We start from the raw sequence: 15562 nt of genomic DNA, 5'->3' as shown, positions 1-15562 counted from the left end.
TCATGAATGGCCAGTGATAGTTTATATAGGTTCAAGCGATAGGCTGATGCATCACAGGCGGCGTGACCCTGACCTCTCGCAGCACTTCGATGAACCGATTGACTTGAACAGAAGGGTGGCGATCCCTGTTGTGCACGGTGTAGATATGACGTGGTGCTTGCTCTCCCGGAATGGGAAGCACCTGAATGATGCCTTGCCGCTCCTCCCACTGTACGGCCATCCTAGACATGAACGAGATATGACCGCCGAGTAGAACGAGCTGTTTGATGGCTTCCAGAGAGTCCATCTCCACGGTGCTCCGTAGCCGGATATCATGCTGTGCAAGCCATTGATTGGTCAGTCTTCGCGTACTGGACTCATCCCCGTGTAAAGCAAAAGGCACCTGTGCGATATCTTCAGGTTGCAACGATTCTTTCTGGGCCAGCCCATGCTGTGGGGAGCAGATGAGCACAAGATCATCCTCGCCCAGCGTTTCTGCGTGCAAAACCGGGCCAACAAATGGCTCGGATGAGATGATGCCCAGATCAAGTTGATGTCGGATTACCATCTCGCGGATGACAGGAGCGGGTTTGACGGACAACACAATTTGAATGCCAGGGAATTCTTGAGAAAACGTATGAAACATGGCCGGTAGCAGGTATGTAGCTGGAACATAACTTGCTCCAATATGGAGCGTGCCTCGGTAAAGGCTGTCGTATTCCTTGACTACACGGCGAGCCTCCTGGGTCAAGGCGTTGATTTTGACGCAATAATGAAGCAAAGCTTGTCCAGCTTCGGTCAGAAATGTTTTTCCACTGCGCGATTCAAATAAACGTACCCCCATCTCTTCCTCCAGTGACTTCATATGAAAGGTAACGGTAGGCTGCTTGATGCCAAGTACCTCGGCCACACTTGTCATATGATGATGCTTGTCGATCAGCTCGACAATTTGCAATTTGATCAGGTTCAAGCTCTCCACACTCCTCTCGTTTCTAAAACTACCCGGTCAATCAAGATGATCTCAAACTTTCGATGTAGGATCATATCATGCCTATCTATAGATTTAATCTATGAATATCAACAGAATTCATCTAAAAAGTTAATTCTCATTTTACAAACATAACAAACAACTCACGAAGGCGGGCATTAGACTGAGAACAGTACAAGAGAGGCGACAAGTAAGTAACACATAATCAACACATGGAAGCATTACAAGCACACTACAAGAAAGCTATACATCAAGGTATTACAAGAGCAGTGCAAAGGGAATAAGCTCAAACAGAGCAACATAAACGAGATATGTTAAAGCCAGAGCGACAGAAGAAATCGAAATAAGAGAGAAACATAATAACAGAGTAAAACAAGAGATTAGTCCAAGAGGTACGCAAAAAGTTTAGTAAAGAGGACAGGCAGGGGTGCTTATGAAACTGGAGTTAACAGGAATTCAAAAATCATTTCATCAAACGCCTGCACTATTGCCCACCGATCTGACGCTTGAACACGGGAAATTCACTACTTTGCTTGGCCCTTCGGGCTGTGGCAAAACGACTTTACTCCGCATGATCGCCGGGCTGGAACAGCCGGATGCGGGGGAGATTCGTGCAGATGGTGAGTATATTTACTCGGCGGCAAAGCGGATCGATACACCGACACACAAGCGCAATTTGGGCATGGTGTTTCAGGATTTTGCATTATGGCCGCATATGACGGTATATGAAAATGTTGCATTTGGTCTGAAAGCCGGGAAACAGAAGTCTGATCTGCGACAAAAGGTGAACGAAGCACTTGGCATGGTTCGCCTGCAAGGCATGGAGGATCGTTATCCTCATCAGCTGTCGGGTGGACAGCAGCAGCGGGTTGCTTTTGCTAGAGCGGTAGCTGTGAAGCCGGGTGTCATTCTGTTTGATGAGCCACTCAGTGCACTGGATGCAGTGCTTCGGGAAGAGATGCGAATTGAGATGATGTCACTGGTGCGAGATATGGGACTGACTGCCTTGTATGTGACGCATGATCAGATTGAGGCCATGTCGATGTCGGATGAGATTGTGGTGATGCAGAAGGGGCGCATTTTGCAAAAAGGGACCCCGGAAACGATCTACTCCGCGCCAAGCGATCCTTATGTCGCGTCGTTTATCGGAAAGTCGAACTGGCTTACGCCGAATGAATCCATGGTTCGCCCGGAACATGTCACCTGGAACAAAACAGGTCAGGATGATCTGGGATACCCCGGAATGATCCTCAGCGTTAGTTATGTGGGAGAACGCTACGAGGTACGTGTGCAGATGGAAGGGCTGAGTGTGTGGACGGTGTATACGAACCAAAGAGTACGCGTTGGCGAGAGAGTGCAGCTCTATGTATCGCCGGAACGCATCTGCCGGATGTTTGATCGGCAGCGGGAAAGTAATTCTGTGCTGGATACACACCAAGTGAATCCAAAGTCGGGAGAGAAACAACAACGAGAAATCATCGCCGCCGCCAACTAAAGGGTATCGCCAAAGCGAACTAAAGTGCTAAGTAGTACTGTTTATGTGCAGATATAAGTGATAAGAAAATGGAACAGAAGATGTAGAAAATAGAACAGACATTAGCGACTTTTCTAATACGAATCTAAGGGAGATGGCGTAGACATGTTCGGTATGACAACACGTAAAAAGAGTGCAACGCTTTTATTAACAGCAGTGATGAGTCTGAGTTTATTTGGATGCAGCACGGGGAACACAACAACTGGAAACGCAGCACAGCCCGCAGGGGAAGGAAATGCAGCAGCTGCAGCGGAAGCACCGACCAAAGCCGCAGGCGGTAAATTAGTATTGTACAGCGCAGGACCGCAGAAGCTGGCAGACAATATCGTAAATGGATTTACAGCCAAGACAGGTATTGAAGTAGAGATGTTCCAAGGCACGACAGGCAAAATTCTGGCTCGTATGGAGGCAGAGAAAGCAAATCCGGTTGCAGATGTGGTTATTCTGGCATCCTTGCCTTCGGCACAAGCGTTGAAAGCAGATGGACTCACCCTGCCTTACCCGGAAGCGGCTAATGCGGACAAGCTGAACAAGGATTGGTCGGATGCAGAAGGGAACTATTTTAGCAGCAGTGCATCGGCACTGGGTATCGTGTATAACAGCAAACTGGTGACTACACCGCCGAAGAGCTGGGCTGACCTGGCAACACCGGCATGGAAAGATGCCGTGAACATTCCTGATCCAACATTGTCCGGCTCCGCACTTGATTTCATCACGGGTTACCTGAGTGCCAATGGTGAAAAGGGATGGGATCTGCTGAACGCCTATAAAGCGAATGGTGTAGCGATGGCAGGAGCGAATCAGGAAGCACTTGATCCAGTCATTACGGGCGCAAAAAGCATTGTGGCAGCAGGTGTGGACTACATGGCCTATTCCGCCAAAGCCAAAGGTGAACCACTGGATATCGTTTATCCTGAAGAAGGTACAGTGATTAGCCCGAGACCGGCAGCCATTCTGAAATCCAGTCCTAATGTGGAAAATGCCAAAGCCTTTATTGATTACCTGTTGTCGGATGAGGCACAGAAGCTGGTTACAAAAGCATACCTGATTCCAGGTCGCGAGGATATTGAAGCAACGAATCGTGCCAATGTAAAGGATATCCCACAATTGAAAGTGGATTGGACCTGGATGAGCGAGCACGGTGCTGAGACCGCAGCCCGTTTCTCCGAAACCTTTAAATAAGTGAACACAAATACAGAAACGGTAGGCAACAGGAGATTCTGCTGTCTTGACGTGGAAAATCATGTGAGGTGAGCGTGGTGAAACCTGTTGTAATGGATAACAACCGTATATTTCGGAGAGTGGGCGTAGTGCTGGCCCTCTTTCTGCTGACGATTAGCATTGGGATGCCGCTTCTGCTGATCTTCTGGCAAAGTGTGTACCCGAACGGGCAGTGGGACTGGATGGCCCCGATTCGTACGATTACCGGGCATCATCTATCCGGCGTGTTGCTGAATTCCGTATGGCTGGGTATCTGCGTGGTGGCGGTTACGACCCTGCTCGCTCTGCCACTCGCCTGGATGATGGCCAAAACCCGGATGGGAGAACATCGCTGGGTGGATGTCATTCTGATGATTCCGTTCATGACCCCGCCGTATATCTGCTCCATGGGCTGGATTCTGTTTATGCAAAAAGGGGGATACCTCCAGCAATGGGTGCCCTCATCCACGAACTGGAGTGAGCTGTTCTTCAGCTTTTGGGGCATGGTGATGATCATGAGTCTGCACCTGTTCCCCTTCCTCTATTTGTTGCTGCGGGATGCATTGATTCGCATCGGCGGCAATTTGGAAGAAGCGGGAGCCGTGCACGGTGCGCGTGCAGGATACCGATTCAGACGTATTATTTTACCCTTGCTGCTATCGTCTTACGGGATGGGGATCATGCTTGTTTTTGTTAAAACGATTGCGGAATTCGGCACACCAGCGACCTTTGGCCGCAAGATTGGTTATTATGTCATGACCTCTGAAATTCACAAATACATCTCCAGTTGGCCGATTGATTTTGGGAAGGCGACTTCGCTGGCGTCCGTGCTACTGTCCGTCTGTCTGGTAATGTGGTATATGCAGTCGGCGATCAGCCGGAAATTCACGTATCGTCTCGTGGGTGGCAAAGGGCAGCGCTCGAAGCGCTACTCCCTGCGCGGCTGGGCTGGATGGTTGTGCGGCGCATATCTGGCCATTCTTCTAATTCTGTCGATTGGCATTCCGTACTTCTCGATCATTGCAGCTTCCACGATGAAGCTGCGTGGAGCAGGGTTGGCTCTGGATAATCTGACATTGGAGCACTACCGGGAGCTTTTATCCTGGGGTTCGGTGAGCATGAAAGCAATCGGTAACAGTCTGGGATTATCGTTGGCGGCCTCCACGGTGGCTGTGATCATTGGCACGGGGTTCGCGCTGGCGATTGGCAAGTCGTCTTCGTTCATGCAGCGGGTCATCGACCTGTTTAGTTTGTTGCCCAACACTGTGCCAGGCATTGTTATGGTGGTTGGTCTGATTCTGTTCTGGAACTCCCCGTGGATGCCTGTGACGTTGTACAACACATACGGTATGGTGGTGCTCACCTATGTTGTGCTGTTCCTGCCATACACGGTGCAATATGTAAAATCAAGCTTTACCCAGATTGACGGCACGTTGTTTCAGGCGGGTCAGGTGTTTGGCGGCAAGCCGCTGTACATTTTGCGGCGCATCCTTGTTCCGTTGATCCTGCCGGGCATGCTGGCCGGCTGGATGATGACCTTTACGATCGCAACGAGGGAATTGGTCGGCTCGCTGCTTATTCTTCCGCCGTCGATGCAGACGTCGGCGACGTATATTTTTGCCCAGTTTGAACAGGGTCAGGTATCACTTGGTATGGCAATGGCTGTGGTAACCGTCGGCATGACGGTGCTGATGCTGCTGGGGATTGAGATGCTGAATTCAAAGAGAAAGTGGAATGCTTCATGATCAAACTGAACGTATGGGGCGGTGCGGGCGAGCACGGACGTTCCGCCTATTTGCTTAGGGGGAGCCGTTATCGACTGCTGTTGGATTGTGGTGTGAAAAAAGAGGGCAACGGCGAATATCCACTCATCGAACCGGAGGTTGTGCCACAATTGGATGCGGTGCTGTTGTCCCATGCGCATGAAGATCATTCGGTTGCGATCCCGCTGCTCTATAAGCTGGGGTATACGGGTGAAGTATGGACAACACGCGAGACCAAAGAGCAGCTTACAACATATTTTCGAGCGTGGCGTGCGAATATGGAACGTTTAGGTCAACCCCTGCCATATGATGAAGTCGATGAGCAGCGCGTTCGCTACCGATTTTTGGAGGATGAGGCCGAGCGTGAATGCTGGTTCGAATTGCTGCCCGGTGTGTCGATCATTTGGGGACGCAGTGGACATTTGGCTGGATCAGTCTGGTTCGGGCTGGAGATGGAAGGCAAGCGAATACTGTACTCGGGCGATTACACCTCGGAGTCTATGCTGTTGCAGGCAGACGATGTGGCTGACGGATTCAGACAGGCCGATCTTAGGAGGCAGAGATGGGGGGAGTTAACGTCTGTTGCATCTGTTATTGGCGGAACCAGGACTGGGAATGGAACGCAAGGTCGAGGAATGCCTTTACCTAATAAGGTGTCCATTGCGGGAAGCACACAAGTCGTTGGGCTTGCACCACTCCAAGCAGGAATGCAGTTGATGGAGCAGGGTGAGGACAGATACAGTAATGGGCGTTTGGAAACGGCACAGGAACAGGATGGCAGTGAGAGTAAGTACAAGCATAAAGAAATTGAAATGGAAATAGAAAGGGACAAGTATAGGGATACACATAAGGGAAGGAATAAAGATAAAGATAAGGATATCCTCGTTAAGCTGGATCTAGCCATTGTTGACGCTGCTTATGGAACAGACCGTGACACACAGGCAGAGAAAATGCTGCAGCTGGAAAGTGCTATTAGGAAGGCACTTCCTCATGGTGGCAAGGTGCTCTTACCGATGCCTGCGGTTGGTAGGGGACAGGAACTGATTTTGTGGGCACAGCAACGTTTTTCAGATGTACCGCTGATTGTGGAACAGAAGCTTGTGGATGGTATGAAGCAATTGCATCGTGCATCTTTCTGGCTTAGAGAGCGGGAAGGGGAGATCACCGGAGATATGCCTGCGGCCAGGATTGCAAGATTCCTGAATGGAGAAGGATGGAATAGAGTCAGTACGGTGGAAGGGCGGACAAGGCTGCTGGAAGAACACAAAGCTTCGCTCTGGTTCATTCCGGATGGCATGATGCAGTCTTCACTAGCACGCTGGTATTACGAGATGTGGGCGCTTGAAGCTGAGAATTTAATTTTGCTTACTGGACATACGGCTGCAGGTACATTTGCACATCAATTGCTCGAAGACCCGGAGAAGTACGGCGTATGCAAGGTGGAGAAGGTTCGTTACAAGGTTCATCAAGGCTGGGCTGATGTGGAGCAGATGTTGAACGGGGTTCATGCCCGGCACAACGTGCTCGTGCATACGGATTTGGCAGAGACGGAACGGCTGAGACAAGGTTTACTTGGTGGACACGTTCGACCTGGAACAGATATTGATCTGCTGTCCCCAGGGGATGGGTTATTCTTTTGAAGAATGGATTTGAAGCTATTGGTTTAAAAAAGAATAATCAAGGCGCTTAATGCGTCTTTTTTGCTTTTCTGTCATAGTATCTTGATGTTATTCTCGGCTCTAACGTGCTTGATTATGTGAGGCTGAGAGATGCAGGGCATTACCAGGGTTCGTTTGAGATAGCGAGCTGCTCAAGGAGTGTAATTAAATTTCATAATATAATTGACTGGTGAAATTTTATGCCATATACTGATTTAAATATGTACAGGACTGGTTGGGATCATAAGTACCCGGTTTAGAGGAGGTTGGCAAACGTATGGATACACACAGGTGTACTGGCAGTTATCCCATGTGGGAAAAGTATCGTTCCAAGCGGGAGCATCTTGTGATTGGATTGATGTCCGGAACCTCGCTGGATGGAACGGATGCAGCACTAGTGCATATACAGACAGATGAGCACGGAACGATACAGCACCTGGAACTGGTTGATTTCATCTGTACTCCGTATACGAATGAGCTTAGAGAGGCTCTAATTCGGCTGTGTTCCCCGGATACGGCACGAGTAGATGAGCTGACAACAGCACATTTTGGTGTATCGGAATGGTACGCACATAGTGTACAGGAACTGCTGGGTTCAGCTGGTGTCTCAACCGGGCAGGTGGATGTGATCAGTATGCATGGGCAGACGATCTGGCATGCCCCTGTACCTTCTGCTTTTCCAAGCCCGTTTGGTAAGGGCAATCTGAGTGTAAGCTCCACACTGCAGATTGGCGAATGTGCTGTAGTGAGTGAGCGAACCGGACTGCCGGTTATCGGCAATCTACGTGCCCGGGATATGGCGGCAGGCGGGGAAGGAGCACCACTGACCCCCTATGCGGATGCGTTGATGTTCCGCAGTGCTGCAGAGGGACGTCTGGTACAGAATATCGGGGGGATCGGCAATGTGACGGTTCTTCCGGCAGGAACATCTGAGGCAGAGGTTTCAGCTTTTGACACAGGCCCGGGGAATATGGTGATGGATGCGCTGGTTCGATATGCTACGGAAGGACGACAACACTATGATCCCAATGGAAGCATGGCAGCCAAGGGAACCGTGCATCCGGAACTGGCGGAGTTTTGCCTCAAGGACGAATATTTCCGCCGACAACCCCCTAAGAGCACAGGACGTGAAGTCTATGGTGCAGATTATACGAAGCGACTGATGGAATATGGAGTAGCGCGTTCCTTATCGCTGGAAGATATGCTGGCTACAGCAACCTGGTTTACAGCAGAAACGATTGTACGTGCCGTGGAGGATCTTGTACTGCCCAAGATGTCGATCTCTGCAATGCTTACCTGTGGCGGTGGTACTTCTAATGACACACTAATGAAGATGATTCGCCAAAGACTGCCTGAATCCATACGCTTGGAGCGTACAGCAGATTATGGTATTCCAGATGATGCCAGAGAAGCGATGGGATTTGCACTGCTTGGGCATGAGGCCTTGATGGGCAGGACGAATACCCTTCCTGGTGTTACAGGGGCGAAGCGTGCGGTAGTCTCGGGACATCTGACCCTTTAGTGGCTATCCTATGGCCATATCCGTTGTATTTCTAATTAGACGCGACAATTATTATAGGATAAAATGCTTGTACAAGATGACAGTACGGAAAGGAGGAGCGGATGGAAGGCATGAAAGGTGGGCTTATACGTTTACGTGCATTGCTGGATGATCTGACTCCGTCAGAACGAAAGATTGGAGTTTACATTCTGGAACATCCCCAAGAGACGGTGCAGTCGTCCGTTGCACAGCTGTCCGAACGAAGCGGGGGCAGCCCTGCTGCTATTATCCGCTTGTGTAAATCACTTGGTGTAACAGGGTTTCAGGAGCTGAAACTCAAAATTGCCGGGGATTTACAGACCGATGAGCAGTATCAATATACGGAGATTCGACCTCAGGATTCGATGGAGAGTATTATCCAGCATGTATCTACAAACAATATTCAATCGATCAAGGACACGGTTCATATTTTGGACCCAAGGCTTGTAGAGCAGGCGGTTAATATGTTAAATGAGGCAAATCGCATTTTTTTCTACGGTGTGGGGGCGTCCAACCTGATTGCACTGGATGCTCATTACAAGTTTATGCGGATCAACCGTACCAGCTTTTCGTTCGCCGATCCACATATGCAGATTTCTTCTGCAACGACACTGCGCGAAGATGATGTCGTAGTCTGCATCTCGTATTCAGGCGAGACCTCCAATGTGATCTCCTGCTTGAAGCATGCCCGTGAAGGCGGTGCAGGGACAATCAGCATTACCAAGTGGGGTAGCAATACGCTCAGCAGTCTCGCGGATGTTCCTCTCATGATTACGTCGACAGAGAGTGATATTCGTAGCGGAGCAACATCTTCACGGATTGCACAGCTTAACGTCATTGATATTTTGTATCTGGCTATTGCCAGTCGGGATTATCATCAGTCGGTGCAGTATCTGGAGAAGAGCAGACAGGCCATCCTGGAGCACAAGTGAGTGCTGAGCTAGAATGGATGGATAACAGCAGCATAAATCATAAGGAAATCCCTTGCAGTCACATGCATCAGGGATTTTTTTGATGAGAAGTACAAGTGTACGATGGGAAAAATAAAACAAGAGAAATCCCCGCCTGTCGGCACGGCTTCTCTCATGTTATAACCCTATATCGGCGCCCAGAAAGCACGCCTATAACTATCATGTGACTTGTTGATCCTGCTTCTCGAATCACAAGCTCTCGTTCTTTATTGATGCTCCATCAGGTAGAAGGCAGGTAGCAGGTGGCAGATGTGGTGGTACCCGTCTCGATTAACCTGAGCTGTTAATGGCATGGCGAACAAAACCGTCTGCATGCTCCAGTCTGCGCGCGGCTTCAGTTGCGTCAACATCAGCCATTAACATGACGATGGCTGTTTTGACATGTCCATCGGCTGCGGTGAAGGCATGTTCGATTTCATTTTCATTCGCCCCGGTGGCAAGCTGAATCATTCGTTTCGCACGATGCACAAGCTTTTCATTCGATGGATTGAGATCTACCATGAAATTACGGTAAACCTTACCCAGACGGATCATTGCCGTAGTTGTCAGCATGTTCAGAATCATTTTCTGCGCGGTACCCGCTTTCATGCGGGTTGATCCCATCACCACTTCCGGTCCCATCACCGCTTCAATGCTCACATCCGATAGTGTGCTCATAGGTGTATCCGCATTGTTACTCAGACCGATCACTACAGCACCGATCTGACGAGCGTATTTCATCGCTCCGAGCACATACGGCGTACGTCCACTGGCTGCAATGCCAACGATAATATCATTCGCATGGAGTCCGTGCTGCTGCAGGTCAATGCCTCCGGCTTCCTCACTGTCTTCCGCACCTTCCACCGGGTCTTTGACCGCCCGAAATCCGCCAGCGATAATGCCCTGTACCATGGAAGATGGAGTGCCATAAGTAGGCGGGCACTCCGATGCGTCCAGAATACCCAGTCGACCACTCGTGCCTGCACCTACATAGAACAATCTGCCACCAGATTGAAAACTGACTACAATACGGTCGGCTGCTTGGGCAATGACTGGAATCAACGGCTGAATAAGCTCGCCGATCTGGCGATCCTCGCGATTGATTAATTCCATGATCTCCGCTGAAGGCAGCTGATCGATATGATCTGTCTGCGGGTTAGGCTGTTCCGTCACTAAAGAGTTAAGTGTATGATTCATCCGTAAGTCCTCCTTTTCTTGTTAACATCATTCTGCCAAATGGCATTTCTTTCTTGCTAGCAGTGCTGCACCCACTGCCGGAGCAGGAGTATCTTCCGGACAGACGATCTGCTGTGAATCGTATATTTCGGCAAGCTGTTGCACAAAGGTATTTCGAAATTGGGAAGAGTTGCGGAATATGGACCCGGAAAGCGCCATAGGAGCAGTGTGAAAGGAAACATGTTGCCGGATGAGTGCTTTGGCTGTTTCTGCCAGTTGGCAAGCCTCTTCTATAAGAAGTACAAGGGCAGTCTGATCCCCTGCGGAGGCAGCCTCTATCGTCAGGCGAGCTATGGATGCTGTACTCGATTTGGTCCAATCGGGCTGGTAGACAAGCTGCTTCAGGTCTGGCGCATGCTTCACTTGAAGTTCTTGCTGCACAAGCGATGTCAGCGTGGTTGGCGGTAGAACGCCATCGTAGCTCTGCATAACCGTCTGCAGGGTTCGCTGGCCAATTCGGTATCCACTCCCTTCATCACCGAGTAGATGTCCCCACCCGCCTGCTCGACATACCTCACCTTCCGGTGTAATGCCATAGATGATGGAGCCAGTTCCTGAAATAGCGAGCAGACCGTGCGGTTGCCCGAGAGATGCCATCAGTGCAATTTCTCCCTCTGTAACAACCCAGACAGTACATGTCTTGCTACCGGAGTCCAACGTATCTTTCTTATTTTTCATATAATCCTGTACATGAGAAGCAATCCAATGCCGCTCTTGGTTTTCGGCGATACCTGACATCCCAAGACAGATACTATCACAATGAGATAAAAAATTTATATTGGATGAAAATAGAAGATCCAATATACGTAGTAACTCCATTATGGCTTCTTGAGGCGATACACTATGTGGGTTTGTTGCACCGCCACGGGCTGTTGCCAGAATGTCCCCAAATTCAGAAATGATTGCTGCATCAGTTTTGGTACCGCCTCCATCAATTCCTGCGTATACTCGCAACGTGCTCACCTCGTTAGGGCTTATTTTCTTTTTTTTCATAGTATAGAGGGTGAATTTGAAAAAGTAAAATTAAATTTTATGATAAAAATTATTGTTGAATTTTTATTTTACAGCTCATATAATAAATTCAATCAGCAATTTTGGAAGGGTTCAATACGATTTGTGTCAATAAAACTGACGTAGAAGTTGCATTCAGTATGATCAGACTTTCTCAACAGGTCGATCTCTAAGGAGGTGCAGATTCCGGGTTCCACGTTAACCGCGAGGAGACGGTAAGGGAATGCAAGGAGCAACAGGAGGCACCAGAGGAGCATTGTTACGAATGAGTCAGTAAGAATCGTCAGAAAACATCATCAAGACGCATCATCAAAAAGCTTCATCGGTAAGGAATCATGACAAGGGGCATGGGACGAGAGAAGACGATATGCAAAAGGAGATGAAGGATATGAAGAGGAAGGGTCTTGTTTTGGCAATGGTGTTAATGATGGTCTGGATTACAGCCTGTGGCAACAGCGGCGGAGCAGCATCAAATGATCCCAACGCGAATGACACAGTAACGGTGTGGACATACCCGGTACATGGCACATATGAGGATGAATTGAAGGGTTTGATTACCGATTTCAATAAGGAACACCCGAATATCACCGTTAAAACAGAAATGCTCTCCTGGGCTGAAGGCCCCAAGAAATTTGATGTTGCATTAAACGCGGGGAATCCGCCGGATCTGTACTTCCATAGTGTGGACGGTACATATGTGAATACCGGACTGGCTCTGGAGCTGGGTAGTTACCTGACACCTGAGATCAAAGATGACTATTTGCCTGGTACGCTGGAGCTTGGTCAGATTCAAGGGAAACAGTACGGACTGCCTCTCTACCAGTTCCAGTGGGCTTGGGGCGGTAACAAACGCATTCTCGAAGAAGCCGGCATTGACTGGCAGGCGATCCAAAAGAACGGCTGGACCTGGTCAGAGTTTAACGAAGCGGCTGCTAAGTTAACGAAGACACTCGACACTGGAAGCAAACAGTATGCACTGGTAACCGATGGCACTTCTCTTGATTTTATTGAAATGTTAACCCGTAACAATGGCATGATTGATGTGCTGGACGAAAGCGGAAAATTCCAGTGGAACGATGGGCGCATTCTGGACACACTCTCTTTTATTAAAAATCTGATGGATCAGGGATATATGCCGAAGGAAACGGCAGCACTTGCTCCGGCGAAGCGGACAGACATGTTCTATGCGGGTGAAACGGCAATCATCTCGAAGGCAATTCCTTATTACGATGTTATGATTCAAAACCGTAACAAAGATATTGATGCAGGGAAGGTGCAGGGGGAAAAGATTGATTTTGTATTGCTGCCTGTGCCGCACAATGACAATCAGCCTGCAGCAACAACGATGGGTGGCGAAGGATATGTGGCCTTTAAACAGAAGAAGGACAAAGGCGAGCAGCATGCCAAAAATACGTTCCTCGTGATGGAGGCACTAAGTGGTGCCAAAGCAGGTAACTCAGCTAACGAGCTGGCGCTTCCTTTTGTAAGACAGTCTCAAGCTGAGCTGTTCAAAGGAAAGGAGCTAGGGCAGCAGGTCAACTTGGATGCAGCTAAAGAGATGGCGAAACACATCGCGATGCCCGTCGTGCTCAAGCTGGACATCGACAAGGCTTCACAGCAGAAACAGTTCAAGGAACAGGTCGTGAAACCTAACATTCAGGCTCTGTTCTCCGGTGAGAAAACACCCGAGCAGATTGCAGAAGACTTCAAAGGCAAAGGTCAGCAGATGTTTGGCCAATAATGGGCAATAAGTTGAAACCATCTCATCATCAGGCAACAACAGATTGATTCAGAGAGGAGGATTCGCCATGCAGACCGCCCTTGCGCCGGAACCTGCACCCCGGCATTCACGGGTTGTTCGGTTCTGGCGAGATTACGGGTGGGCGTATTTGTTTATTTTGGCGCCTGTCCTGCTGTTTCTCATTTTTACATTGTATCCCGTATTAACAGCTCTTGTTATGAGCTTTCAGAAATACAACATCATGAGCTCCACGTGGGTGGGACTGGACAATTACGAACGTCTGGTGAAGGACGAAACCTTCTGGAAGTCGATTAAAAATACAGTCATTTTCACAGTCAGTACAGTACCAGTCAACATCCTGATAACATTTGTGCTCTCGTATTTCATCTTCCAGATGAAAAGCAAATGGCAGACGTTCTTCAAGGCCACACTTTATCTGCCTGCGGTAGCATCGGGAGTGACGATTTCAATCGTGTGGCTCGCCATTTTTGACCCGACGGAATCTGGGCTGCTCAACCGCTTCCTCCTTTTATTTGGTCTTGACCCGGTGATCTGGCTTGGACAGTCGGGTACCGCGCTCTTTTCCCTCATTCTGATGAACTGGCTTGGATCTCATGGTGCGGGCATCATTCTGTATCTTGCAGCTATGGGGGGCATCCCGAAGTCGCTGTATGAGGCTGCTGATATCGATCATGCAAGTAGATGGACACAGTTCAGCAAAATTACGTGGCCCCTTTTGAAACCAACCACACTGTATCTGCTCGTTACAGGTGTAATTACGTCATTTCAGGTATTTATCTCCGTGTATCTGATGACCCAAGGTGGGCCGAACTTTGCGACAACAACCATTGCGTATTTGATCTATGAAACGGCCTTCAAGTTCTACGAGTTCGGACTGGCTTCGGCGCAATCTTTTGTGCTGGCGCTCATCATTATTGTCATCTCCGTCATTCAATTCAAATATTTCTCCAGTGATATCGAGTATTAAAGATGAAGTAAACGTATTACGTGTTAAATATGGCTTTCATTAGGCATCCGGGGGTGAATGCAACGTATGAATTCAACACGAAAAAAGATGTTACTTGTGATTGCATCTGTTCTATTGGCTGGGTGGGCGCTGATTACTATCATTCCGATGTACTGGATGCTGGTGGGATCCGTGCAGGATACAACGATGTCTGCTTCGTTTAAACCGCAGATGATTCCGGAGCAGTTGTCGATGTCGCCGTATGAACGTTTTTTTGCAAAAACAGATGCATGGCGCTGGCTCTGTAACTCGCTGCTGATCTCTGTTATTTTGACGGTAACCAATGTGTTCTTTGCCTCGCTGGCCGGATATGCATTCGCTAAACTAAAATTCCCGGGCAGTCAGGCCGTATTCTGGGTGTTGCTTGGGACGATGATGATTCCTGCGCAGGTAACATTGATTCCGCTCTACATTCTGATGGTCAATGTATTTGATCTCGGGGATACGTATACGGCAATTATTCTGCCAGCAGCGGTCAGTGTGGGCAATATCTTTCTGATGAAACAGTTTATGTCCACCTTGCCAACATCGCTGATCCATGCTTCCCGAATCGATGCCTGTAGTGAGTTTGGTATCTTCTGGAAGGTTATTCTGCCGATGGCCAAACCGGGGATTGCGGTGCTTGCAATATTCACCTTTGTCGCGTCTTGGAATGAATTTTTCTGGCCTTTCCTGATCACCAATTCCAATGAAATGCGTACGATTCAGGTCGGACTGGCTTCATTTGTTTTTGCTGAATCTACTGACTTCGGTGCCATGATGGCAGGAGCTACAATAGGCGCATTGCCGATGATTATTCTGTTCTTTTCACTTCAGCGTTACTTCCTGCAGGGGATTACGATTGGTGCGGTGAAGGGGTAAATATGATGATTGAACGTGGACTCTGAGATTGGGTTTGCGGATCGTAAATCTGAATGCATTCCGTTCTGGGAAAG

At 48.9% G+C, this 15562-nt stretch carries 12 protein-coding genes; 9 read left to right on the top strand and 3 right to left on the bottom strand.

Annotated features, from left to right (window positions below):
• Positions 1 to 31: 31 nt before the first annotated feature.
• Complete coding sequence (locus ACR8BL_RS14890) at positions 32 to 949, bottom strand: LysR family transcriptional regulator (RefSeq protein WP_434748396.1); 918 nt, start codon at positions 947 to 949, stop codon at positions 32 to 34.
• A gap of 451 nt (positions 950 to 1400) precedes the next feature.
• Between ACR8BL_RS14890 and ACR8BL_RS14885 the strand changes: the two genes are divergently transcribed.
• From ACR8BL_RS14885 to ACR8BL_RS14860, 6 genes are all read left to right on the top strand, one after another.
• Complete coding sequence (locus tag ACR8BL_RS14885) at positions 1401 to 2462, top strand: ABC transporter ATP-binding protein (RefSeq protein ID WP_434748395.1); 1062 nt, start codon at positions 1401 to 1403, stop codon at positions 2460 to 2462.
• 144 nt (positions 2463 to 2606) lie between these two features.
• A complete protein-coding gene (locus ACR8BL_RS14880; RefSeq protein ID WP_434748394.1) occupies positions 2607 to 3683 on the top strand; it encodes an ABC transporter substrate-binding protein in 1077 nt (358 codons plus the stop codon).
• Positions 3684 to 3775: 92 nt separating this feature from the next.
• On the top strand, positions 3776 to 5446 hold the full coding sequence (locus tag ACR8BL_RS14875) for an ABC transporter permease (RefSeq protein ID WP_434748393.1): 1671 nt from the start codon (positions 3776 to 3778) through the stop codon (positions 5444 to 5446).
• Positions 5443 to 7104, top strand: a complete 1662-nt coding sequence (locus ACR8BL_RS14870; RefSeq protein WP_434748392.1) for an MBL fold metallo-hydrolase — start codon at positions 5443 to 5445, stop codon at positions 7102 to 7104. The genes ACR8BL_RS14875 and ACR8BL_RS14870 overlap by 4 nt, the downstream gene beginning before the upstream one ends.
• 295 nt (positions 7105 to 7399) lie before the next feature.
• Positions 7400 to 8644 (top strand): anhydro-N-acetylmuramic acid kinase, encoded by a 1245-nt coding sequence (locus ACR8BL_RS14865; protein ID WP_434748391.1) that lies wholly within the window; start codon positions 7400 to 7402, stop codon positions 8642 to 8644.
• A gap of 110 nt (positions 8645 to 8754) precedes the next feature.
• Positions 8755 to 9594 carry a MurR/RpiR family transcriptional regulator gene (locus tag ACR8BL_RS14860; protein ID WP_434753132.1) on the top strand — a complete coding sequence of 280 codons (840 nt, stop codon included), beginning with the start codon at positions 8755 to 8757 and terminating at the stop codon, positions 9592 to 9594.
• A 309-nt stretch (positions 9595 to 9903) separates the two neighbouring features.
• Here ACR8BL_RS14860 and murQ read toward each other — a convergent pair whose 3' ends face one another.
• Both murQ and ACR8BL_RS14850 read right to left on the bottom strand, forming a co-directional pair.
• Entirely contained in the window at positions 9904 to 10809 is a 906-nt protein-coding gene (gene murQ, locus ACR8BL_RS14855) for an N-acetylmuramic acid 6-phosphate etherase (protein WP_434748390.1), read from the bottom strand.
• Positions 10810 to 10836: 27 nt separating this feature from the next.
• Entirely contained in the window at positions 10837 to 11802 is a 966-nt protein-coding gene (locus ACR8BL_RS14850) for a BadF/BadG/BcrA/BcrD ATPase family protein (protein ID WP_434748389.1), read from the bottom strand.
• A 445-nt stretch (positions 11803 to 12247) separates the two neighbouring features.
• Between ACR8BL_RS14850 and ACR8BL_RS14845 the strand changes: the two genes are divergently transcribed.
• The 3 genes from ACR8BL_RS14845 to ACR8BL_RS14835 all read left to right on the top strand — a co-directional run bounded on the left by ACR8BL_RS14845 (position 12248) and on the right by ACR8BL_RS14835 (position 15488).
• Positions 12248 to 13600, top strand: a complete 1353-nt coding sequence (locus ACR8BL_RS14845; protein WP_434748388.1) for an ABC transporter substrate-binding protein — start codon at positions 12248 to 12250, stop codon at positions 13598 to 13600.
• Positions 13601 to 13667: 67 nt separating this feature from the next.
• Entirely contained in the window at positions 13668 to 14588 is a 921-nt protein-coding gene (locus ACR8BL_RS14840) for a carbohydrate ABC transporter permease (protein ID WP_434748387.1), read from the top strand.
• 66 nt (positions 14589 to 14654) lie between these two features.
• Positions 14655 to 15488, top strand: a complete 834-nt coding sequence (locus ACR8BL_RS14835; RefSeq protein ID WP_434748386.1) for a carbohydrate ABC transporter permease — start codon at positions 14655 to 14657, stop codon at positions 15486 to 15488.
• Positions 15489 to 15562 lie beyond the last annotated feature (74 nt).

The sequence above is a fragment of the Paenibacillus amylolyticus genome, from assembly GCF_051136285.1.
GTDB lineage: Bacteria > Bacillota > Bacilli > Paenibacillales > Paenibacillaceae > Paenibacillus > Paenibacillus amylolyticus_F.
Note: the sequence above shows the minus strand (reverse complement) of the source record. Positions and strands in the feature narration are given on the sequence as shown.

Excerpts from the sequence above, each read along its gene's own strand:
- ACR8BL_RS14885 (WP_434748395.1), top strand. The coding sequence starts at position 1,401 with ATGAAACTGGAGTTAACAGGAATTCAAAAATCATTTCATCAAACGCCT.
- ACR8BL_RS14880 (WP_434748394.1), top strand. The coding sequence starts at position 2,607 with ATGTTCGGTATGACAACACGTAAAAAGAGTGCAACGCTTTTATTAACA.
- ACR8BL_RS14875 (WP_434748393.1), top strand. The coding sequence starts at position 3,776 with ATGGATAACAACCGTATATTTCGGAGAGTGGGCGTAGTGCTGGCCCTC.
- ACR8BL_RS14870 (WP_434748392.1), top strand. The coding sequence starts at position 5,443 with ATGATCAAACTGAACGTATGGGGCGGTGCGGGCGAGCACGGACGTTCC.
- ACR8BL_RS14865 (WP_434748391.1), top strand. The coding sequence starts at position 7,400 with ATGGATACACACAGGTGTACTGGCAGTTATCCCATGTGGGAAAAGTAT.
- ACR8BL_RS14860 (WP_434753132.1), top strand. The coding sequence starts at position 8,755 with ATGAAAGGTGGGCTTATACGTTTACGTGCATTGCTGGATGATCTGACT.
- murQ (WP_434748390.1), bottom strand. The coding sequence starts at position 10,809 with ATGAATCATACACTTAACTCTTTAGTGACGGAACAGCCTAACCCGCAG.
- ACR8BL_RS14845 (WP_434748388.1), top strand. The coding sequence starts at position 12,248 with ATGAAGAGGAAGGGTCTTGTTTTGGCAATGGTGTTAATGATGGTCTGG.
- ACR8BL_RS14840 (WP_434748387.1), top strand. The coding sequence starts at position 13,668 with ATGCAGACCGCCCTTGCGCCGGAACCTGCACCCCGGCATTCACGGGTT.
- ACR8BL_RS14835 (WP_434748386.1), top strand. The coding sequence starts at position 14,655 with ATGAATTCAACACGAAAAAAGATGTTACTTGTGATTGCATCTGTTCTA.